22 protein-coding genes are annotated in these 21504 nt (G+C 57.5%); 12 read left to right on the forward strand and 10 right to left on the reverse strand.

Annotation, left to right across the window (positions count from 1 at the left end; all coding sequences use genetic code 11):
• The first annotated feature begins 241 nt into the window (after positions 1-241).
• Complete coding sequence (locus AC2FLD_RS11590; protein ID WP_496669448.1) at positions 242-1024, forward strand: Hint domain-containing protein; 783 nt, start codon at positions 242-244, stop codon at positions 1022-1024.
• Between the two features lie 119 nt (positions 1025-1143).
• Here the strand turns inward: AC2FLD_RS11590 and AC2FLD_RS11595 are convergent, their stop codons facing one another.
• Positions 1144-1644: an Lrp/AsnC family transcriptional regulator gene (locus AC2FLD_RS11595; protein WP_496669446.1), complete on the reverse strand. Its 501-nt coding sequence runs from the start codon at positions 1642-1644 to the stop codon at positions 1144-1146.
• 216 nt (positions 1645-1860) lie between these two features.
• On the opposite strand from AC2FLD_RS11595, the gene trxB reads away from it, so the two are divergent.
• The 4 genes from trxB to AC2FLD_RS11615 all read left to right on the forward strand — a co-directional run bounded on the left by trxB (position 1861) and on the right by AC2FLD_RS11615 (position 7548).
• Positions 1861-2802 (forward strand): thioredoxin-disulfide reductase, encoded by a 942-nt coding sequence (gene trxB, locus AC2FLD_RS11600; protein ID WP_496669445.1) that lies wholly within the window; start codon positions 1861-1863, stop codon positions 2800-2802.
• Positions 2803-2957: 155 nt separating this feature from the next.
• Positions 2958-4661: an adenylate/guanylate cyclase domain-containing protein gene (locus AC2FLD_RS11605; RefSeq protein ID WP_496669443.1), complete on the forward strand. Its 1704-nt coding sequence runs from the start codon at positions 2958-2960 to the stop codon at positions 4659-4661.
• Between the two features lie 196 nt (positions 4662-4857).
• Positions 4858-6576, forward strand: coding sequence for a bifunctional sulfate adenylyltransferase/adenylylsulfate kinase (locus tag AC2FLD_RS11610; protein ID WP_496669441.1), 1719 nt, complete (start codon positions 4858-4860; stop codon positions 6574-6576).
• A 117-nt stretch (positions 6577-6693) separates the two neighbouring features.
• Positions 6694-7548: a hypothetical protein gene (locus AC2FLD_RS11615; protein ID WP_496669439.1), complete on the forward strand. Its 855-nt coding sequence runs from the start codon at positions 6694-6696 to the stop codon at positions 7546-7548.
• A 50-nt stretch (positions 7549-7598) separates the two neighbouring features.
• Here AC2FLD_RS11615 and AC2FLD_RS11620 read toward each other — a convergent pair whose 3' ends face one another.
• From AC2FLD_RS11620 to AC2FLD_RS11630, 3 genes are all read right to left on the reverse strand, one after another.
• Complete coding sequence (locus tag AC2FLD_RS11620; protein WP_496669437.1) at positions 7599-8486, reverse strand: PhzF family phenazine biosynthesis protein; 888 nt, start codon at positions 8484-8486, stop codon at positions 7599-7601.
• Between the two features lie 101 nt (positions 8487-8587).
• A complete protein-coding gene (locus tag AC2FLD_RS11625; protein WP_050604806.1) occupies positions 8588-8812 on the reverse strand; it encodes a DUF1150 family protein in 225 nt (74 codons plus the stop codon).
• A 5-nt stretch (positions 8813-8817) separates the two neighbouring features.
• Positions 8818-9231: an Hsp20 family protein gene (locus tag AC2FLD_RS11630; RefSeq protein ID WP_050604807.1), complete on the reverse strand. Its 414-nt coding sequence runs from the start codon at positions 9229-9231 to the stop codon at positions 8818-8820.
• A gap of 163 nt (positions 9232-9394) precedes the next feature.
• On the opposite strand from AC2FLD_RS11630, the gene AC2FLD_RS11635 reads away from it, so the two are divergent.
• The 3 genes from AC2FLD_RS11635 (at position 9395) to AC2FLD_RS11645 (ending at position 11244) form a co-directional block, all read left to right on the forward strand.
• The gene (locus AC2FLD_RS11635) at positions 9395-9619 is read left to right on the forward strand and encodes a YdcH family protein (protein WP_050604880.1); all 225 of its coding nucleotides are present in this window, start codon (positions 9395-9397) and stop codon (positions 9617-9619) included.
• A gap of 76 nt (positions 9620-9695) precedes the next feature.
• Entirely contained in the window at positions 9696-10184 is a 489-nt protein-coding gene (gene purE, locus AC2FLD_RS11640; RefSeq protein WP_496669435.1) for a 5-(carboxyamino)imidazole ribonucleotide mutase, read from the forward strand.
• Positions 10177-11244: a 5-(carboxyamino)imidazole ribonucleotide synthase gene (locus tag AC2FLD_RS11645; protein ID WP_496669433.1), complete on the forward strand. Its 1068-nt coding sequence runs from the start codon at positions 10177-10179 to the stop codon at positions 11242-11244. The genes purE and AC2FLD_RS11645 overlap by 8 nt, the downstream gene beginning before the upstream one ends.
• A 66-nt stretch (positions 11245-11310) precedes the next feature.
• Here the strand turns inward: AC2FLD_RS11645 and AC2FLD_RS11650 are convergent, their stop codons facing one another.
• The 6 genes from AC2FLD_RS11650 to AC2FLD_RS11675 all read right to left on the reverse strand — a co-directional run bounded on the left by AC2FLD_RS11650 (position 11311) and on the right by AC2FLD_RS11675 (position 17180).
• Positions 11311-12462 carry an alpha-D-ribose 1-methylphosphonate 5-triphosphate diphosphatase gene (locus AC2FLD_RS11650; protein WP_496669431.1) on the reverse strand — a complete coding sequence of 384 codons (1152 nt, stop codon included), beginning with the start codon at positions 12460-12462 and terminating at the stop codon, positions 11311-11313.
• The gene (locus AC2FLD_RS11655; RefSeq protein ID WP_496669430.1) at positions 12459-13232 is read right to left on the reverse strand and encodes an alpha/beta fold hydrolase; all 774 of its coding nucleotides are present in this window, start codon (positions 13230-13232) and stop codon (positions 12459-12461) included. Before AC2FLD_RS11655 ends, AC2FLD_RS11650 begins: the two co-directional genes overlap by 4 nt.
• A 38-nt stretch (positions 13233-13270) precedes the next feature.
• Positions 13271-14113, reverse strand: coding sequence for a DMT family transporter (locus AC2FLD_RS11660; protein WP_496669428.1), 843 nt, complete (start codon positions 14111-14113; stop codon positions 13271-13273).
• Positions 14114-14357: 244 nt separating this feature from the next.
• Positions 14358-16001: a chaperonin GroEL gene (groL, locus tag AC2FLD_RS11665; RefSeq protein WP_050604812.1), complete on the reverse strand. Its 1644-nt coding sequence runs from the start codon at positions 15999-16001 to the stop codon at positions 14358-14360.
• A gap of 63 nt (positions 16002-16064) precedes the next feature.
• Positions 16065-16352 (reverse strand): co-chaperone GroES, encoded by a 288-nt coding sequence (locus tag AC2FLD_RS11670; protein WP_050604813.1) that lies wholly within the window; start codon positions 16350-16352, stop codon positions 16065-16067.
• Between the two features lie 153 nt (positions 16353-16505).
• A complete protein-coding gene (locus AC2FLD_RS11675; RefSeq protein ID WP_496669426.1) occupies positions 16506-17180 on the reverse strand; it encodes a DUF2161 domain-containing phosphodiesterase in 675 nt (224 codons plus the stop codon).
• Positions 17181-17304: 124 nt separating this feature from the next.
• Between AC2FLD_RS11675 and AC2FLD_RS11680 the strand changes: the two genes are divergently transcribed.
• From AC2FLD_RS11680 to AC2FLD_RS11695, 4 genes are all read left to right on the forward strand, one after another.
• A complete protein-coding gene (locus AC2FLD_RS11680; protein WP_050604882.1) occupies positions 17305-18285 on the forward strand; it encodes a TraB/GumN family protein in 981 nt (326 codons plus the stop codon).
• A gap of 109 nt (positions 18286-18394) precedes the next feature.
• Complete coding sequence (locus tag AC2FLD_RS11685; RefSeq protein WP_496669424.1) at positions 18395-19315, forward strand: manganese-dependent inorganic pyrophosphatase; 921 nt, start codon at positions 18395-18397, stop codon at positions 19313-19315.
• Positions 19316-19447: 132 nt separating this feature from the next.
• Positions 19448-20524 (forward strand): DUF389 domain-containing protein, encoded by a 1077-nt coding sequence (locus AC2FLD_RS11690; RefSeq protein ID WP_496669422.1) that lies wholly within the window; start codon positions 19448-19450, stop codon positions 20522-20524.
• 102 nt (positions 20525-20626) lie between these two features.
• Complete coding sequence (locus tag AC2FLD_RS11695) at positions 20627-21502, forward strand: TIGR01459 family HAD-type hydrolase (RefSeq protein WP_496669420.1); 876 nt, start codon at positions 20627-20629, stop codon at positions 21500-21502.
• The last annotated feature ends 2 nt before the right edge of the window (positions 21503-21504 follow it).

Below are 21504 nucleotides of genomic sequence, written 5' to 3' on the forward strand. Positions count from 1 at the left end.
GCGAGAGGTTCGTGACCTGATCAGGAGTTGTGTGTGCGGGCAATTTTCGCCCGTGAAGTACGAGTTTGTCTGGGGGGTCAATGTGTTGACCATTGGAAAGCGAGATTTCGTCGCCATACGGGGCATAGCAGCCACCGTCCAAGGGTCTTCCATTTGTTTCAAGACAAAGAACCTGTTCGTCAGGTGGGCCTGTACGGGGGTACGCCAGGCCTGTTCGGACATTTGAGGGGACGGAATATTTATGACTATTCCTAATTCATTGGCCCGAGCGGCCAGAAATGCCATCGAAACGTCGGCCATGCTGCGGGAAGCACCGCGGCCGGTCACAAAACCCAAGGCGCAATTGCGCCGTTACGAAGTCAGCAGCCTGCTGCCAAACGGCGACGTGTCTCAGACCCGTCACATTGCGCCCGCTCTGCCGATGTTCGAAGATGCCTTTTGTGCTTTTTCACGCGGGTCGCTGGTTGAAACGGAACACGGGCCAGTTGCAATCGAGGACCTGATGCCAGGGGATACGGTTCTGACGCAGGACGGCAACTCGCAAACTGTTCTTTGGAAGGGGTCGGTCACTCTGATTCCGGGCCGCGAGGATTCTCGCGGGCGGACACGCCCACTGACGCGGATCATGCCGGATACATTCGGAATGCAGAAACCGATGTCAGGTGTAATCGCCGGGCCTGCAGCGCGAATCGTCGGCGCTCCGGCGCATTTACGGCACCTTCATGGTGGGGAACCGATTCTCACACGGGTCTCTGAGTTTCAGGATGGAATGGGTGTGATTGAAACAATGCCGCCCACGCCGGTTGAACTGTTTCACATTTGCCTGAAACGGCATTCCGTTATTCGTGTAGATGGTTTACAGTTCGAAACATATCACCCAGGTGTGAACGCGGTTCGCATGATCAGCCATTCGTTGCGGTCGATCTATTTGAACCTGTTTGCGCATATCGAGTCGCTCAACGATTTTGGCCCGTTGCTGATGCCGCGTACCGGAGATGGAGAGATCGACGCGATGTCAGCCTGAGTGTGATTATGTTTACTGCATTATGGGGGGCATCATGCAGCTGGTACTAAGTTGGGTTCTATCCCTTGCGGTGGCTGCGATGCTGCCACCAAACACCGCACAGCCGAAAAGTGTAGGCGTTACGCCATCCGGTTCATACGTTCTTCCAGAACGTCGAACGGCACGCCTGGCTCGTCTTTTGCGCCGCGGATAACAAGCGATGTCTTGACGCTGGCCACGTTGGGCGTGGTCAGCAGTTCACTGGTCAAAAACTGCTGAAAGCTGCTAAGATCGGGTGCGACGCATTTCAGGATAAAGTCGACCTCGCCATTCAGCATGTGGCATTCCCGGACCAGCGGCCATTCGCGGCAGCGGTCCTCGAACGCGCGCAGTTCGGTTTCGGCCTGACTGTCCAGCCCGACCATGGCAAATACCTGCACTTCAAAGCCCAACTCACGCGAATTGACCTCGGCGTGGTAGCCGGTGATGTAGCCGGAGTCCTCAAGCGTGCGCACCCGGCGCAAGCAAGGCGGAGCTGAGATACCCACTCGTTTGGCCAGTTCAACATTGGTCATGCGACCGTCTGCCTGCAATTCCGCCAGAATCTTGCGATCAATTTCATCCAGCCGAGTCGTGACCATAAAATGCTCCTGATTTTTGCGGTTCTTATATCAGCCCCCTAGGCGCGCGCAATAATGTTTCGCACATGCGCAATTTTCTTTATTTTCAAATCGCTCAATTCCTTCCGATGCAGTGCCGGGGTCACAATCAGGATGGGGGTTTAAGCCGGGCCGGTCGGTCGCTATATCGGGGCGACGGGCCAAAGGCCCACTTCAGGCAATTCGAGCGGGGATAGCATGGCCGACACACGACATACCAAGGTTCTGATCATCGGGTCAGGGCCCGCGGGATACACCGCGGGCGTTTACGCAAGCCGCGCCATGCTGGAGCCCATTCTGGTGCAGGGTATTGAGCCCGGTGGCCAGCTGACGACAACGACCGAGGTCGAGAACTGGCCCGGCGACACCGAGGTACAGGGCCCGGACCTGATGGTGCGGATGCAGGATCATGCCAAAGCCATGGGTTGTGAAGTGATCGGCGACATCATCAGCGATCTGGACCTCAGTCAGCGGCCCTTTACGGCCAAAGGCGACAGCGGCACCACCTATACAGCGGATGCGGTCATTCTGGCGACCGGCGCGCGCGCGAAATGGCTGGGCCTGCCGTCGGAAGAGAAATTCAAAGGCTTTGGCGTTTCTGCCTGTGCCACCTGCGACGGGTTCTTCTATCGCGGCCAGGAAATCGTGGTCATCGGTGGCGGCAATACCGCTGTGGAAGAGGCCCTGTTCCTGACCAACTTCGCCAGCAAGGTGACTCTGATCCACCGCCGGGATGAGTTGCGGGCAGAAAAGATCCTGCAGGATCGGTTGATGAAGAACGAAAAGATCGAACCCCTGTGGTTCCACCAGTTGGAAGAAGTGATCGGCACCGACGCGCCTTTGGGCGTGGAGGGCGTTCGAGTCAAGCATGTCAAAACCGGCGAGATCACTGAAATCCCGTGCAAGGGCGTCTTTGTCGCCATCGGCCATGCCCCCGCGAACGAGCTGGTCAAGGACACGCTGGAAACGCATATGGGCGGCTATGTCATCACCAAGCCGGGAACAACCGAAACTTCCGTTCCGGGCGTATTTGCGGCTGGTGATCTGACGGACCACGTTTATCGTCAGGCTGTCACAAGCGCCGGAATGGGCTGCATGGCGGCACTGGATGCCGAGCGGTTCCTCGCAGAAAACGAATAGAGCGAACCCGGAAACTCAACGATAGCGCCCCGAGGTTTCAGGGGGCGCTGTCTTAAATTAACTGCAATGCGATCATGAAGGACATTCAGCAGCAACTGCCATTCCCTTGACCCTCAGGCGGCAGCGTATCAGGATTATCCTGAGCACAGCGAAAGATGGGTGAGCATTTGAACAACGCTCTTTGGCGCGGCGGGTGGTCAACCCGACTAAGGATCGGCAGTGGTCTTGTCCTGTTTGTCTTCGCATTTTTTCATTTCATTAACATAGGCTTGGGCCTGTTTCACACCGATTACCTGCACGGGATGCAGGACGGTCGCAAAGAGGTGACGCGCCACAATGCGATGAGCGTGCTTCTCTACACGGCGCTGTTCGTACATGCCGGTCTGGCCCTCGTGTCTATCGCGCAACGCCGAACCCTGCGTATGCCTTTCAGCACAGGTCTTCAGGTGGTGTTGGGGCTACTGATCCCCTTGCAACTGATCTCGCATATTGTTCATACGCGGGTCGCGCATGAGGTTTATGACGTCAACGACGAGATGGGATACATCATTATCCTGATGTGGCCGAGCATTGCAGTCTGGATGCAAAGCGCACTGCTGCTGATTGTCTGGGTGCATGGCTGCATCGGTCTGCACATGTGGCTGCGGCTGACCAAATGGTGGTCGAATGCCGTACCTTATCTGATCGGCATGGCTGTCTTTGTGCCTCTGTTCGCACTGGCTGGCCTGTTGACCGAAGGCCGCCGCATCTGGGCCGATTTTGCCGACGAGTTTTTGCGCGAACAGTACATCGACCATTACAACTGGCCCTCTCCCGAAGCCTTTCAGACACTGTTCAGCGTCAAGGACAACGCCCTGACGGCCTTTTGGTTGGCACTGGGCGCAACGGGTCTGGTGTTCATCGGGCGCAAATTTTGGCGACGCAGGCATTCCGTGCGCGTCACCTATGCCAGAGGGCCCGATGTGGTCGCGGAAAAGGGCATGACTTTACTTGAGATCTCGCAAGCAAACGGCGTGCCTCATGCGGCTTTGTGCGGCGGCAAAGGGCGCTGCACCACATGCCGCGTCATTGTCGAGAACGGAGGCGATGCCCTGCCCCCGCCCAACGACGTAGAGGCACGCAGTCTGGCTGCTGTCGGCGCGTCTCCTCAGACGCGGCTGGCCTGCCAGATACGTCCGTCCGAGCCGACCACCGTATTTCGCGTTTTCCGACCGGATGGCGGGCGATTTCGCGGGCACGCTAGCCAGGGACAGGAGCGCCAACTGGCTGTTCTGTTTCTGGACATGCGCGGCTTTACCGCACGAACCACGGGACAACTGCCCTATGATATCGTTTTTTTGCTGAACCGGTTCTTTGATGCGGTGGTGCCCGCCATTACCGATGAAGGAGGCATCGTGGACAAGTATATGGGTGACGGGCTGCTGGCGGTGTTTGAAAAACCTGGTGCTGCGGCATCAGCCCGCGCCGGACTGAACGCAGCGGTGGATATCAGCCATGCGTTGGACATGTTCAACGAACAGCTCGAAGCTGAAGGCAGCCCCGGCATTCGCATCGGCATGGGCCTGCACCTGGGGGATCTGGTCGTGGGTGAAATCGGCGCGCAGGGCCATGCCGCAAAGACGATCATTGGTGACGCGGTCAATGTGGCCAGCCGACTGGAGAGCGAAACCAAGGCGCTGGGGGTGGAACTTTTGGTTTCGGAAGAATTATTGCGCGCAGCGGGTGTGGATGTACCGCACGCTGAGATCCGGCCATTCGAACTGCGCGGAGTTTCCCAGCCGATTCCCGCGCTTCCGATAGCCCGGGCCTCACAGATTGGAATTCAGCGTCAAAGAAAGGAACAGTCATACTCTGCATGACCAAATTCGTTCCATTTCGAGGAACCGGATCATCTGTGGAGTCGCCGCGATAGAAATTTCTTCCAATTCTGAAAAAATCAGCGCATATCCTCCTTTGTTTCATTGACGCCAGTGGACTTCGTCCATCAGTCGGTGCAAATGCCCTGACAACGCCCAATATCCACTGGCAATTCAACACTGCGATAAGAGTATTCAAATGACGATGTTAAGCAATCTGGCCCCAATTCCTGAACTCTTCGTGTCGTATGACTCGGCGCAAAAGCTCAAGGTCGAAGCGACAGATCTGACCAGCTGGGACCTGAGCCCGCGCCAAATCTGCGACCTTGAACTTCTGATGAATGGCGGATTCAACCCGCTGAAAGGGTTCCTGAGCGAAGTCGACTACGACAACGTGGTCGAGAATATGCGTTTGGCCGATGGAACGCTGTGGCCGATGCCGATCACACTGGATGTCAGCGAAGATTTTGCCCAAGGCATCGAGCTGGGTCAGGACATAGCCCTGCGCGATCAGGAAGGCGTGATCCTGGGCACCATGACCGTCACTGACTGTTGGACTCCTGACAAGGCGCGCGAAGCCGACAAAGTGTTCGGCGCCGATGACGATGCGCACCCCGCCGTAAACTACCTGCACAACGTTGCAGGTAAGGTCTATCTGGGTGGTCCGGTCGTTGGAATCCAACAGCCTATTCACTATGACTTCCGCGGCCGCCGCGATACGCCAAACGAGCTGCGCGCTTACTTCCGCAAGCTGGGCTGGCGTCGGATCGTTGCGTTCCAAACCCGCAACCCCTTGCACCGCGCGCATCAGGAACTGACCTTCCGCGCCGCAAAGGAAGCGCAGGCCAACCTGCTGATCCACCCGGTTGTCGGCATGACCAAGCCGGGCGACGTTGATCACTTCACCCGTGTGCGTTGTTATGAGGCGGTGCTGGACAAATATCCGGCCTCGACCACGTCGATGTCGCTACTGAATCTGGCGATGCGTATGGCTGGCCCGCGCGAGGCGGTCTGGCACGGACTGATCCGCGCCAATCACGGTTGCACGCACTTTATCGTTGGCCGTGACCATGCAGGCCCCGGCAAGAACTCGGCGGGTGAAGACTTCTATGGCCCCTATGATGCGCAGGAGTTGTTCCGCCAGTATCAGGATGAAATCGGCGTCGAGATGGTTGATTTCAAGCACATGGTCTATGTGCAGGAACGCGCGCAGTACGAGCCGAATGACGAGATTCTCGACAAGGATGATGTCACGATCCTGAACATTTCGGGCACCGAACTGCGCCGTCGTCTGGCCGAAGGTCTGGAAATCCCCGAATGGTTCAGCTTCCCTGAGGTTGTGACCGAACTGCGCAAGACCAAGCCACCGCGCAGCCAGCAGGGCTTCACCGTGTTCTTCACTGGTTTCTCGGGTTCGGGCAAGTCGACCATTGCCAACGCGTTGATGGTCAAGCTGATGGAGATGGGCGGCCGCCCCGTGACGTTGTTGGATGGCGATATCGTGCGCAAGAACCTCTCGTCGGAACTGGGCTTCTCGAAAGAGCACCGCGATCTGAACATCCGTCGGATCGGCTATGTGGCCTCGGAAATCACCAAAAACGGCGGCATTGCAATCTGTGCGCCCATCGCGCCCTACGCCACCACCCGCCGGGCGGTTCGCGAAGAGATCGAACAGTTCGGTGCCTTCTGCGAGATCCACGTCGCGACCACCATCGAGGAATGCGAACGCCGCGACCGCAAGGGCCTGTACAAGCTGGCACGCGAGGGCAAGATCAAGGAGTTCACCGGCATCTCGGATCCATATGACGTGCCGCAAAACCCGGAGCTGCGCGTCGAGACCGAGAATGTCGAGGTCGACAACTGCGCCCACCAGGTTCTGCTGAAACTGGAAAGCATGGGCCTGATCGCTGCAAGCTGACGTCAGCGAACCAAGACTTTTCGGCCTCCGGTTTCCGGGGGCCGTTTTTGTTTGTCCTGATTGACAAGCGCTGCCTGGATTGGTGCTGTGCGACAAGAAACAGGGTGAAATTTTGCCGTGACACACAGATTGCCCACCATTGCCAGTTTCTGGTTCGGATCCGATCTGAGCTGGCTGGAGCAGCTGTGTATTCAGTCTTTTCTGGATCAGGGGCATGCGTTCGATCTGTATCTTTCTCACGAGGTTCAGGGCATCCCCGCGGGTGTTCACACACGCCCGGCAAGCGAAATTTTCTGGCCCCCACCCTATACTCTACAACCGGGCGACCGGCAGGGTGTGGCTGTGTTCTCTGATATTTTCCGACTGCATCTGATGCGTCAGAGCGATACCATTTGGGTCGATCTTGATGCCTATTGCGTACGGGCTTTTCGCTCATTTTCGGACTGGGCGTTTGCGCACTCCAAAACCAATGATTTCCCGACAGGTGTTCTGCGCCTGCCTCAGAACTCACAGACGCTTGCGCTGATGTTGGATTTCGTGATGTCGGCTAACCCAACCCAGCCTTGGCGCGGTCGGCAAGTGAGGAGGCACAATCGCGAGCGGATTGCAAAGGGCGAAAGCTGGGGCATCGAATCTCTGCCCTGGGGCAGTTCGGGGCCCAAAGCCTTTGGACACTTCCTGCGCCAGACTGGTGAAGACAGTCACGCGATGGCGGCCAAAACCCTCTATCCGTTGGCACCAGCCGAGCTTTGGAAACTGCATGATCCGAACGTGGCGCCGGACGAGATCGAAGGAGAGGCTACGCATTCGGTCCATGTCTATGGCCACCAGAAAAAACTGCTGGCTATCCAACTGGCTGGTTTACCGGTTCCGGGATCTTATTTGGACACGCTTTGTACCAGACACGGGATTGACCCTCGAGCCGCTCCGATCAAACCACTGGATTGGATGCGGCCCGCTCCACGGGTCTAGGGGCAGGATACTATTTCGATTCCCGGCCTACGATCGCCATGCCCGGTCCCTCAACGCACATCCTCTGGTAGATCGACTTGCCCGCGCATCAGGATATGTCCCTCACCAGCGACCCTGATTCCGGTCATGGCGTCCGCCGGGCCAACGCGGGTAACAGTGGCTTGTCCGGGGCGGCCCATGTCGTGCCCCTGTTCCGCGATAAAATTGTCTTTGGCCATCAGGTCATATTTCCAGAGATACGCTGCCATGGCCCCGGTGGCGGATCCGGTGAACGGGTCTTCGGGCGGGCTGGGTGGGGCCAGAAGCAGGCGCGAGAACGTATCACCTGCGTCGGTGGCCCCTTGTAACGTCACGAGAAACGGTTCGGCCATATCCGAACCTGAAAAGCCCGCAGCCTCCGCCACTTTTCTCAAAGGACCTTCAACCAGTTGAGCCGCGCGCAAAGCGGCATGGTCGCGCAGGACGGTGATGCAGAACGGTAATCCGGTCGATACAAGCTGCGGCTGTAAGATAATGGCGTCAGGCGGCAGGTTTACGGCTGCGGCCACCAGATCGGCAGGCACATGCGGGCCGAATTGCGGGGCAACCTGGGTCATTTCAATCTGCGCGCCTTTCAGTCGAATCGACACTATCCCCGCACCGGTTTCCAGCGTCAGGCTCTCGCCCTCAATCAACCCGCGAGACCGCATGGCAGCCACGGTGGCAATTGTTGGATGCCCAGCAAAGGGAATTTCCCGGCTGGCCAGAAAATATCGCACACGGATATCAGCAATGTCGGATGGTCCGGTAAAGGTGCATTCGACCAGGGAGGTTTCGCGCACATAGGCCATGCAGACCTGTTCGGACAGATGCGCGCCGTTATGAACCACGGCGCATCCGTTGCCGCCAAAGGCGCGGTCACTAAAGGCGTCTACCCAATCGAATTCGAACCAGCTCATGCTATAAAATCCTGACTGAACATCCCGGCAGATTTCGCCGATGTCCATGTGTCGCGCGTGTCGCTGGGAATGTCACGCCCCAAAAGGCACTAGTGGGCCGTTCAGTGAACGGCCACCGGGGACAGGTCATGCTGACGCGCCAGCACAAAGGCCAGCTTGCGGTCGGCCACAAGCGCCAGTTGCTGCCCATCGGAATCATGTACTGCATAAAGCTGATCCAGATCCCCCGCCTGATCGCGCAGATCACGCGGCAGATCGGCAACCTCGACCGTTTTTACATAAACAATACGGTCGCCTTCGGTGTTGATTTCAATCGGTGTGTTCATTGCTCTTACCCCTTCCGTATGTTGATGGTCTGCACAACGGTTTCCGGCACGGCGCGGGTCAGATCCACATGCAGCAGACCGTTTTCCATGATCGCCTCGCCCACTTCGACACCGTCAGCCAGCACGAACATGCGCTGAAATTGGCGCGCCGCAATGCCGCGATGCAGGAATATGCGCCCCTCGCTGTCGTCGCGTTGACGGCCCCGGATCACCAGTTGGCGATCCTCGATGGTGATCGACATGTCCTCTTCGGCGAACCCCGCCACCGCAAGGGTGATGCGGTAGGAAAAGTCCGAAGTCTGTTCGATGTTATAGGGCGGATACCCTTCGTTGCCAGCCTTTGCAGACCGTTCCAGAAGGCGTTCCAACTGCTCGAACCCCAAAAGATGCGGGTATGAGCCCAAGGTAAGTTTCGACACGTATTTTCGTCCTTTATTGTCAAAGCGACGTGGTGTGCGGCCCCGTTCTGGCAGCCGCCTATAATAGAATATGGGAAGAAACCAGGATGTCCACAAGGTCTGGCGCGATAACGTCTTACACACTATCCTGTTGGGTAAGCACCACAACAAACCCGAGTCACCAATGAACGCGCCCACCGATCTTTCGATGAAAACAGATGAAGTTCTGCGGGTCGAGCTGGAGGTTTTCCGACGCCAGCACCGCGATCTGGATGAAGCGATTGAAGCGCTACATGACCGGGGCACTGCTGATCAGCTGACGTTACGGCGGCTGAAAAAAGAGAAACTGCGCCTGAAAGACATCATCCGCATCATCGAAGATCGCCTGACCCCCGATATCATCGCCTGAACACCCTGCAGCGCATTGCCAGAGAACCGGATTTGGCTATAGTGCGCGCTCTTTCTGAGCGCAGGGACAAAAGCGGATGAGCGATGTGAAAGTGGGGATCATCATGGGCAGCCAATCGGACTGGCCCACGATGAAAGAAGCGGCAGATATTCTGGATGAATTGGGCGTCGCTTATGCAAAACGTATCGTGTCGGCCCACCGCACGCCAGATCGGCTGTGGGACTATGGCAAGACCGCCGTATCGCGCGGTTTGCACGTGATAATCGCGGGCGCTGGTGGCGCCGCGCATCTGCCGGGCATGATGGCATCGAAAACGCGGGTGCCGGTTATTGGTGTGCCGGTGCAGACGCGCGCCCTGTCGGGCGTGGACTCGCTTTATTCCATTGTGCAGATGCCCAAGGGTTTTCCTGTGGCAACCATGGCGATCGGGTCCGCCGGGGGTGCCAATGCCGGTCTGATGGCGGCGGGAATTCTGGCGCTGCAGGATCCGGCATTGGCCAATCGGTTGGATGCCTGGCGCGAGGCTCTATCGGCTTCGATCCCCGAGGAGCCTGTCAATGACTGAAGCACTGCAAACCGGCGCGGTAATCGGGATCTTGGGGGGCGGTCAGCTGGGTCGGATGCTCTCGGTGGCGGCCTCCAGACTGGGCTTTGTTAGCCATATATATGAGCCAGGCGCAAACCCACCCGCTGGGCAGGTTGCGGATCGGGTCACAACGGCGTCTTATGACGATGTCAACGCCTTGAAAGCCTTTGCCGATGCGGTGGATGTCATCACCTATGAGTTCGAAAACATCCCGACAGAAGCTCTGGACATTCTGGAAGCCCACCGCCCGATCCGCCCCGGGCGCGAGGCACTGCGGGTCAGCCAGGATCGTTTGACAGAGAAGAATTTTCTGCAAAACCTGGGTCTGAAAACGGCTCCGTTTGCCGATATTGCCGACCTGAACAGCCTAAACGTTGCGATCGAACAAATCGGGACGCCTGCCATCCTCAAGACCCGCCGCTTTGGCTATGACGGTAAGGGCCAAGCCCGGCTGCGTAACCCTGAAGGTGCAGGGGCTGCTCTGGCCGACATGGCCGGTGCGCCTGCAATTCTGGAAGGGTTCGTGGATTTCTCGCACGAGGTGTCGATCATCGCAGCACGCGGGCTGGATGGTCAGGTGGCCTGTTTCGATCCGGGCGAGAACGTGCACCGAGACGGTATCCTGCACACCACCACCATCCCCGCCCGCCTGTCCCCTGCCCAGCGCACCGACGCAATCCTTCTGGCGGCCAACATCCTGAACGCATTGGAGTATGTCGGTGTCATGGGGGTTGAACTGTTCGTGACACCCGGCGGTCTGATCGTGAACGAGATCGCACCGCGTGTGCATAATTCGGGCCACTGGACGCAGAATGGCTGTGCCGTGGATCAATTCGAACAGCACATCCGTGCGGTTGCGGGCTGGCCCCTGGGGGACGGACAACGTCATTCGGATGTAGTGATGGAAAACCTGATCGGCAACGACATGGACCGCGTGCCCGAACTGGCCCGCGAGCGAGACGTGGCGCTGCATCTTTACGGCAAGGCCGAGATCAAAGCCGGGCGCAAGATGGGGCATTTCAACCGTATCAAACGCTGAGAGTATCGCGCAAATGCGCGACGCTTTCGGCGAGAGTATTTGGGAAAAGATGAAGACTTTTTGTGCCTAGCCCACAAACCGTGCGGCGATGTCACCTGACATATAGCTGACGCGCCCACCGGACATGGTTGCCGCGACCCGATGGGTTTCCGCATCCAGTATGACCAGATCTGCGCGATTGCCCACGGCCAGCGTGCCCCGGTCTTGCAAGTCCAGCACCCGTGCGGGACCGGATGAGATCAGCGCCCATGCACTGGCCAGATCCAGCAAGCCGGTTTTGGTCAGCATCAGCGCCGCACGGCGCGGGCTGGGATAATGGTAATCCGAGGCCAACGCATCGCAGAGTCCCATGGCAATCAGCTCGACTGCACTTGCGTTGCCTTTATGCGATCCACCCCGCACCACATTGGGGGAACCGAGGATGATGTGATCCCCGGCGGAACGCGCGGCCTCAGCAGCCTCAAGCGTTTCCGGGAACTCGGAAATGTAGACGCCAAGATCGCGCCACCAGGCCCTTGTTTCAACGGTTGCGTCATCATGGCTGCCAAGACGTATATCCATCTCTTTAAGGTCAGAACACAGCACTTCGACCGCTGCGGGCACTTCGTGCCTGCGGGCGTGCAAGTTGAGCAACATCTCAAAATGCGCATCCGGATTGCGCCCGGCCTTCAACGCCTGCCCGGTCAGGCGCGGCGGTTTTTTGCCCTGTGCCAAACGATCATGTGGCAGGTGATCATTGAAAACCACGTACGGCACCTGCCAATCGGCGATGCGGCGGGCCAGACCGTCGTAGTCCTCGAGCATATTGGTCTCGAACCGCAATTGCGGGATCAGATCGGTGACCGTGCTGTCCTTAACGGCAGCAATGGCCTGAAACACCTGCGCGGCAAATTCCGGACCCCGCACACCGCCTTCCCAGCTGTAGAATTGGGCGAGCACCGCGGTGGTAATGCCGTTTGCAGCAAGCTCGGTTTCGACCGACAGAATACCTTCATTCATCTGCTTCATCGCACCCCGGCGCGGTGCGATATGGCGTTCGAACCCATCCCCATGCAGGTCGATGATGCCGGGCAGGACAAGATATCCAGACAGATCGATCCTGCGCCCCGCTGACTCTGCCTGTATTGCGCCGTCGGCAATGGTCAGATCAGCGCAGGACAAGCCCTCGCCCGGCAACAGTACATCTGCGCCGGTCACAGTCAGCTCTAATGCGGTCATCTTGTGGGCTCCGAATCCGGCTCCGAGCAATCCTGCCCTATACAAATCTCGTCTATTATTTCCATCACACCGTCCAGCCAGGTGATCTGCGGATCGAACTGGCCAAATTCAATGAAATGCAGCACCTGAGCCATTACGCGCGGGTTGTTCATCATGAAGGTATGGGTCACGGGCAAGACAAGATGATCGGCCATGCCCTTAACCTTGGTGCTTTCGACCGAAACCTTGCCATCATCAGGCCCGTCGATCAGCGAGGAAAACACGAGGTTCAGGGATTCGTCCCCTGCAATGACCCCCAGTTCGAAATCCACCGGAGGTAGCCTTCTGGGGATACCTTCTGGGCCTGTACTCAGTTGCAGGCCTGCTGGACCGTTCAGATATCCGAACACCTCCCACGCGCTGAGTTCGTCGACCAGCTGACTTCCTTGATTAGGTGGGCCGAGCATGACGGCGCGGCTCATGTTGGAAGGGTGATGATCCTTGAGCCAATACCGCAGCAGGATGCCGCCCATGGAATGTGCCACAACATTGACCCTATCTTCTCCGCACGCGGCAAAGGCGTCCGGAAGGGTCTGTTCAGCCAATTCCGGTATGCCAATTTCGGTCGAGGGGTACCCGGGGCGCACAACGGTGTAGCCATGTGCCTCGAACAACTCCTCCATCACCGCAAACGAAGCCTCGGTCCGGGCAAGCCCATGCAGCAGCACCACGCATTTCGCGCTGGCGGCAAACGGGAAAAGGCACAAAAGCAAGGCGGTCAGAAGTCTCATAACCGCCAGATAAAGCCTATGAGCCGCTGATGAAAGACCTAGCTCTGTTGACGTCGCAGCACGGCCAGCGCGATACCGCCCAGAACCAGCGACGCTCCGATGATCAGCCGGACACTCGCGCTTTCGCCCAGCAGCGCGACACCCCCCAGGATCGCGATGACAGGCACGCTGAGTTGGACCACAGCCGCAACTGTTGGCGCAAGGTTCGGCAGCACGCGATACCACAGGGCATATCCCAATCCCGAAGTGATGCCCCCCGACACAGCCGCCAGCAGATATCCAAACCCGGTCATGTGCCACTCTGCTCCAGTGGCCAGTAGGGCCAAAGCTGTGACAGGCAAAGCAATGATGAAATTCGCAGCCGTGCCCTGCAGGGCGTCAGGCTCGGATCGGCCGGCCAAAGAATAAACGGCCCAACCGACACCGGCAGCGACCATCAAAGCGGTACCCACCGGGTCAACCCGCACCGTGCCCGAGGGCCACAGCACAAAGGCCAGCCCTCCCAAAGCGATGGCCGCCCCTGCCAGTTGCTGTCGGGTGGGCAGAGTGCCTGACACAGCGGTAATACCGAACATTGTGATCTGCACAACGGCAAACAGCACCAGCGCCCCCAACCCCGCATCCAGCGTCATGTAGGCGATGGAGAACCCTATCATATAAACAGAGAGCGACCCCGCCCCAATGACCCGCCGACGGTTGCGCAAGGGTACATGCCTGCGGCGCGCCAGCACCAATGCAGTCAAGACCAGCGCGCCCGCGAGTACCCGCACAATCGCAAACCCGGCCGGATCACTGGCGCCACTGTCGATTGCCATCCTGTTAAGGATGGAATTCGCCGCAAAAGCGCACATGGTCAGGGCGGTCAGAAAAAACAGTCGCATGGAACCCGCATATCCGGTTGCCAGCGATATGGACACTCACAATCCATGTACATGCTTACCGCTTTTCATCTTTTCCAAAATACTCCCGCCGGAGGCATAGCCGCAAAGCGGCTATCAACAACGAAACGGGGCCACCCGAAGGCGACCCCGTCTTTTAGCACTATGACTTCCCCTGTCGGCAGCCTGGCGTTACCGCCAAGCACCTGTCGGGCCGTCAGAATTTGCCGAAGCAAATTCGACGTACTTACATCATGCCGCCCATGCCGCCCATGTCGGGCATGCCACCGCCAGGTGCCGCGCCTTCTTTGGCAGGCTTGTCGGCAACCATTGCTTCGGTGGTGACCAGCAGGCCAGCAACCGATGCCGCGTCTTCCAGAGCGGTACGGACAACTTTGGCCGGGTCAATCACGCCGAACGAGAACATGTCGCCATATTCTTCGGTCTGTGCGTTGAAGCCAAAGGCTGCTTCCGAAGATTCGCGAACCTTGCCAGCAACAACCGCGCCGTCGACGCCTGCGTTCTCAGCAATCTGGCGCAGCGGCGCTTCGATTGCCTTGCGAACAATATTGATGCCTGCGTCCTGATCAGCGTTTGCGCCTTTCAGAGAGTCCAGAGCTTTGCCGGCCTGAACCAGCGAAACACCACCGCCCACAACAACGCCTTCCTGAACAGCAGCACGCGTTGCGTTCAGAGCATCGTCAACACGGTCCTTACGCTCTTTCACTTCAACTTCGGTCATGCCGCCGACGCGGATAACAGCAACACCGCCTGCCAGTTTGGCAACGCGCTCTTGCAGCTTCTCACGGTCGTAGTCCGACGAGGTTTCTTCGATCTGAGTGCGGATCTGAGCAACACGTGCTTCGATCTCGGCTTTTTCGCCAGCACCGTCGACGATGGTGGTTTCGTCTTTGGTGATTTCGATTTTCTTGGCGGTGCCCAGCATGTCCATGGTGACGGACTCGAGCTTCATGCCCAGATCTTCGCTGATGACCTGACCGCCGGTCAGGATTGCGATGTCCTGCAGCATGGCTTTGCGGCGATCGCCGAAGCCAGGTGCTTTGACAGCAGCAATTTTCAGGCCGCCGCGCAGTTTGTTGACAACCAGAGTTGCCAGCGCTTCGCCTTCAACATCTTCTGCAATGATCAGTAGCGGCTTTTGCGACTGGATCACCTGCTCGAGCAGCGGAACCATCGGCTGCAGCGAGGACAGTTTCTTTTCGTGCAGCAGGATCATGCAGTCATCAAGCTCTGCAATCATCTTGTCTGCGTTGGTGACGAAGTAAGGCGACAGGTAGCCACGGTCGAACTGCATACCTTCGACAACATCGGTCTCGGTTTCCAGACCTTTGTTTTCTTCGACGGTGATAACGCCTTCGTTGCCAACCTTCTGCATCGCATCAGCGATCTGCTGGCCGATTTCGGCTTCGCCGTTGGCCGAGATGGTGCCAACCTGAGCAACTTCTGCCGAGTCTTTCACTTCACGCGAGGCGTTTTTGATGCCTTCAACAACCTTGGCGGTTGCCAGGTCGATGCCGCGCTTCAGGTCCATCGGGTTCAGGCCCGCTGCAACCTGCTTCAGACCTTCTTTGACGATCGCCTGAGCCAGAACAGTTGCGGTGGTGGTGCCGTCGCCGGCTTCGTCATTGGTGCGGCTGGCGACTTCTTTCACCATCTGCGCGCCCATGTTTTCGAACTTGTCTTCCAGTTCGATTTCCTTGGCAACCGAAACACCGTCTTTGGTGATGCGCGGCGCGCCAAAGGATTTGTCCAGAACCACGTTGCGGCCTTTGGGGCCCAGGGTCACTTTGACAGCATCGGCCAGGATGTTCACACCTGCCAGCATGCGGTTACGGGCATCGGTGTCAAACTTGACGTCCTTAGCAGCCATGTCGTTTCTCCTTGAGAGATTTGTTTGAGATAAAGCGTATAGAAATCAGAGAAAGCGCGGGGCTTACTCGATGATCCCCATAATGTCGCTTTCTTTCATCATCAGCAGCTCTTCGCCTTCGACGTTGACCTCGGTGCCCGACCATTTGCCGAACAGGATCTTGTCGCCAGCTTTTACAGCCATTGCGATCAGCTCGCCGCTGTCCTTGCGCGCGCCTTCACCGGTCGATACAACCTCACCTTCGCTGGGCTTTTCTTTTGCGCTATCGGGAATGATCAGACCACCAGCGGTTTTTTCGTCGCTTTCGGTACGGCGAACCAGCACGCGGTCATGAAGCGGTTTCAATGCCATCTTTGCAGCTCCTTGGGCTCAAAGTTAGTTTATCCTCCCCTCGCCTTCCGACGAGGCGTTAGCACTCGGAGTATGTGAGTGATAACGACGCATAGCTAGGGAGTCTAAATCTCCGAGTCAATAAGTTGTCAGGGATTTTTTTCGCAAGTCAGATCAGTCAGCCTGTTCCCAGCTGTAGGCCCAGTGCTTTAATCCTTCGGCCCCGAAAGACGTAAGTCCGTAGATGCCCTTTTCAACCTTCTCAAACCACCCATAGTGGTTTTCTCGCATAAGCCGGGTGGCGGCAGGGACACCAACCGATTTGGCAACCTCGGCCCCCTTTGTTGGACCATTCTCCGCCAGAAACGCCGCGCATTTCAGCGCGTCCTGTCGATAGGCTGTTACAATCCCATGCCGTGTGGCACCCCCCGCGTTCGGGTCCCCTTCCAGCCGGTCGAATTCGCGCAGCAGACGCGCAACCTTGGCTTTGTTTTTGCGCGGCGCATAGGGGCCTGGATCACATTGCACTTCGACCGTACCGTCAGCGCGCACGGTGATCAGGCCCAGACCCAACCGTCGACACAGTGCCAGATTGTCCTTCAGTGCCCGTCGGGCGGTTCGGCCCGTGGGCTTGATGACAGCGATATAGACCTGATCGGTCAGTTTCAGTCGTGTGATGGCCTGGTGGAACAGCGACAGCGTAAACTTCAACTTCAGCTCGACGATCACGGGTTCCTCACCCGCGCGCACCGCAACAATATCAGCTGCCCCGACTTCGCCCTTGACCGTATACCCCTGTCGCTCCAGCAGCGCTTTGATCGGGGGGTAGAGGTCCTGTTCACGGGTCATGGCGTTATGCTACGCAAACTGTGGTGGAATGCCAGCCCATACCTCAGCCGGTGCAATCGAACTTGAAACAACCCGCCCGCCGGTACACTGTCCCCGCAACTCTGGTTTCAAAGGGAATTCACCGATGCGTCTGCTGCCATTCATCATAAGCCTTTTGTTGCCCGCAGTAGCACAGGCTGACTGTGAGGGACGCGACCTGAGAGGGGATCTGTCGCCCGAAGTCCAAGCCGAAGTGCAGGACGCTCTGACAGATACTCTATATCCCGAGGGCAATCATTGGATTGCGACCAAGGACACGACTGTGTTGCATCTGGTCGGCACAATGCACCTGAATTACCCGCAGATGGACGGCATCGTCGAACGCTTGACGCCAACACTTACACGGGCCGATGCGTTCTACTTTGAAATTCGCCAGGATGAAATGAAAGCCTGGGAACGGGAACTGGCAGCGGACCCGAGCCCGGTCCTGATCACCTCGGGCCCCACACTTATCGACCTGATTCCCGAAAAAGAATGGGCCACCCTTTCCGCGGCATTGGCTGATCGCGGCATTCCAAGCTGGATGGGGGCCAAGATGCGCCCTTGGTTTTTGAGCATGACGCTGGCTTTGCCGGCCTGCATCATACAGGACCCCGACAAAACCAATGGGTTGGACGCACGTCTGGCGCAGCTGGCCGAAGAACACAGCATCCCGCAATATTCATTGGAAAGTGTCGAGGACCTGATGACCATGTTCGACGCCTATTCGATAGAAGAACAGGCGCAATCACTCGCGCGGATGGCCGGGACCTTCCAGAATGTCGAAGATCAGATGGAAACCATGGCGAACTCGTATTTCGAGGAAAAACACGCCGAGGTCTTTGTGCTTGGACGTATTCTGGGGCAAGAGCTTTCCGGTTTGAGCGATGCCGAGTTTGAAGCCGAGTGGGCGGCGTTTGAACAGCAGTTGCTGGTTGAACGAAATGCCAACTGGATGGAACATATATTGCGGATCAAGGATCAGACAGCCGTCATTGCGGTGGGGGCTGGCCACTTTAGCGGTGACCATGGCCTGCTGAACCTGTTAGAGCAGGAAGGATTCATGCTGAAACGGGCTGCATTCTGAATTGGCGGGCATATAGCAGACTAAGCGTCGCAGACCGGTGGCCGCGACGTGACAACCGCGTTTACCCACACTATAACGCGCGCAAATTTCCAATCCGCAGGACGCTGACATGACAACGCTAGTATTTGGCCACAAATCCCCTGACACCGACTCTACAGGCTCGCCGATCCTGTGGTCGTGGTATTTGAACGAGATCAAGGATGAGCAGACCGAGCCCGTGCTGCTGGGCGAGCCCAACACCGAAGCAGCCTTTATGCTGGATAACTGGGACCTGCCCAAACCGCGCATCATCGAAGATCTGGCCGCAGATACCCCAGTGATCATCGTCGACACCAATAACCCTGCTGAATTGCCCGCCAGCATCAACAATGCGGATATTCGCGCTATCATCGACCACCACAAACTGGTCGGCGGTCTGGAAACCAAAGGTCCGATCGACATCACCGTGCGCCCGCTGGCCTGCACCGCAACCATCATGGTCGACTTGATGGGTGAAGATGCGGCCAAAATGCCCGACGCCATCAAAGGCGCGGCTCTGACCTGCATTCTGTCGGACACGCTGGAATTCCGCTCGCCTACAACAACCGCTCATGACCGCGCGGTGGCAGAACGGCTGGCGGCTGAACTTGAGCTGGATATCTCGGCCTATGCAGCCGACATGTTCGCGGCGAAATCTGACGTGTCGTCCTTTTCGGACGCCGAGCTGATCCGCATGGATAGCAAGGAATACCAAGTCGACGGCACCAAATTCCGCGTCTCGGTTCTGGAAACGACCGCGCCTGACGTCGTGCTGGACCGCAAGGCCAGCCTGGCAGCATCGATGGTGGACGTGGCGTCAGAGGACGGTGTCGATCAAGTTCTGCTGTTCGTGGTCGATATCCTGAACGAAGAAGCCACGCTGCTGGTTCCCAACGATCTTGTCAAAACCGTCGCCGAGAAAAGCTTTGACGCAACCGTTGATGGTGATGCCGTCGTCCTGCCAGGCGTCATGAGCCGCAAAAAGCAGATCATTCCGAACCTGAAAGTCTGATCGTTTGATCATCCAGTACGAAAGGCGCCCGTTTTGGGCGCCTTTTTTCTTTCGCGCAAGGCATTTGCCAGAACGGCATCGATTGTTAGGTTGGTATTGGACGCAAAGCTTAAACCGGGTCAGACAAGCAAAATGGTCGTTCGTAGTCTCAGTATAACCAAGGGTATTCTTCGCTTCGAAGGACCAGACAAGTTTGCTTACTGGCGTCGGTTTGCGATGTTGCTGACTTTGTCGGTCGTGATCGCCACCATGGGTATGCTGCGCAACTCCGGAGCCGTCGTGATCGCAGCTATGCTGGTGGCGCCACTTATGACCCCAATTCTTGGCGTGGCGGCAGCCATGGTTATGGGCTGGCTGCAACGTGCAGCGGTTCTGGCCCTTACGGTTTGTCTGGCCGCCGTGGCCTGTGTGCTGATGGCGTGGTTTATGGTTTATGTCGCTGATGTTCCTCGCGGCATTGTAATCCCGGATCAGGTGCTTGCACGCACCGATCCCGGTACCGAAGACCTGATCGTTGCGCTCGCCGCCGGTGTGGCCGGGGCCTATGTTCAGATCAACAAATCCGAACTCAGCCTTTTGCCCGGAGCCGCAATTGGCGTTTCCCTGGTTCCACCGCTCTCTGCTTCGGGCGTTCTGTTATATTTTGGCGAACCCGCCGAAGCCTATGAGGCAGGGTTGCTGTTTGCCACCAACCTTGGCGCGATCATCCTTTCCGCCTGTACGGTTTACCTGATCTATGCCGCGCGGTCGGTCGTTTTCAGCAAGGGCAAACGCAAGCTCAACTTTACGGCCAGCGTTTTTGTTGCGCTTGCGTTCCTGGTGGTTGTCGTTCTGCAACTCGGAAAGTCCACTTATAATCGCTATCTGGAAACACGGACCGAGGCCCAGCTGGTCGAAGCCATTCGAGAGTGGGCTGACCCGGTTTCGGTCGAAATCATTCGTATCGACGTCAATGCGCGGCGAAAGAAGGTGGATGTTTGGTTGATTGTCGATCTTCCCGCAGAAGCTGCATACAAAGTTTCGTCAGTTGCTTCGCAGATCCCAGAACAACTGCGGGAAACACCGTTGGTGAATGTGCTGCAAGATGAGCTTGGGCCCGGTTACCTTGCTATTGTGCGGTATCAAAGCAGGATTGCTGCGCAAGTTATCCTGGGAACGGACAACGTCCAACAGGCGCCGGATGTGACAGACGTTACTGAAGAAGAGTAGCAGATTCATCAATTCCTTTGTGCAAAAAGGAATGCGGGATGGTGTTCAGGCCCAAGCTTTGCCATAGCTGTCGCGACCGCGATATCAGACCCAGAGGCCCCCATGACCCAGATCGTTTCCTCGCTTGCCGAGATCTCAGACCGCTATAAGGCGTTGTTTGTCGACCTTTGGGGCTGTGTTCACAACGGCATCACGGCCTACCCCGAAGCTGTTGCGGCTTTGCAGGCCTATCGCGCGAAGGGAGGGGTTGTTGTGCTGGTCACAAACTCTCCGAAACCCCGCGCAGGCGTGGCAGAGCAATTGGGGCAGTTCAACGTCCCTGCGGACGCCTATGACACCATCGCCACAAGCGGGGATTCCGCGCGGTCCGCGATGTTCCGGGGCGCTGTCGGACACAAGGTTTATTTCATGGGTGAATGGGAACGCGATGCGGGCTTCTTCGAACCGCTCAAGCTGTTGCATCACCCCATCCACATTGAGCGTGTACCGCTGAAAGAAGCCGAAGGCATTGTCTGCTGTGGTCCATTCGACACGATGGCCGACCCTGATGTGAACCGGCCCGATTTCCTGTACGCCAAGCAGATGGGCATGAAACTGCTCTGTGCCAATCCTGATATCGTGGTTGACCGGGGCGAAGTGCGGGAATGGTGCGCTGGTGCTTTGGCCAGACTATATACCGAAATGGGCGGCGAGAGCTTGTATTTCGGAAAACCGCATCCGCCGATCTATGACCTGGCCCGCCGGAGGCTGCAGGAATTGGGTAACGATATTCCCGATGGCGACATTCTTGTGATCGGAGACGGCCCCCATACGGACATTCTGGGCGGCATGGGAGAGGGTATTGATTCTCTGTTCATCTCAGGCGGACTGGCCGCGGCCGAGACAAAAACGTCGCATCATCCGCACCATGAATCCCTAACTGCTTATATTGAAAAGGAAAAGATTAATCCGACCTATACAATCGGTCGCTTACGTTAGTC

This window comes from Ruegeria sp. CDSA021 (genome assembly GCF_059612325.1).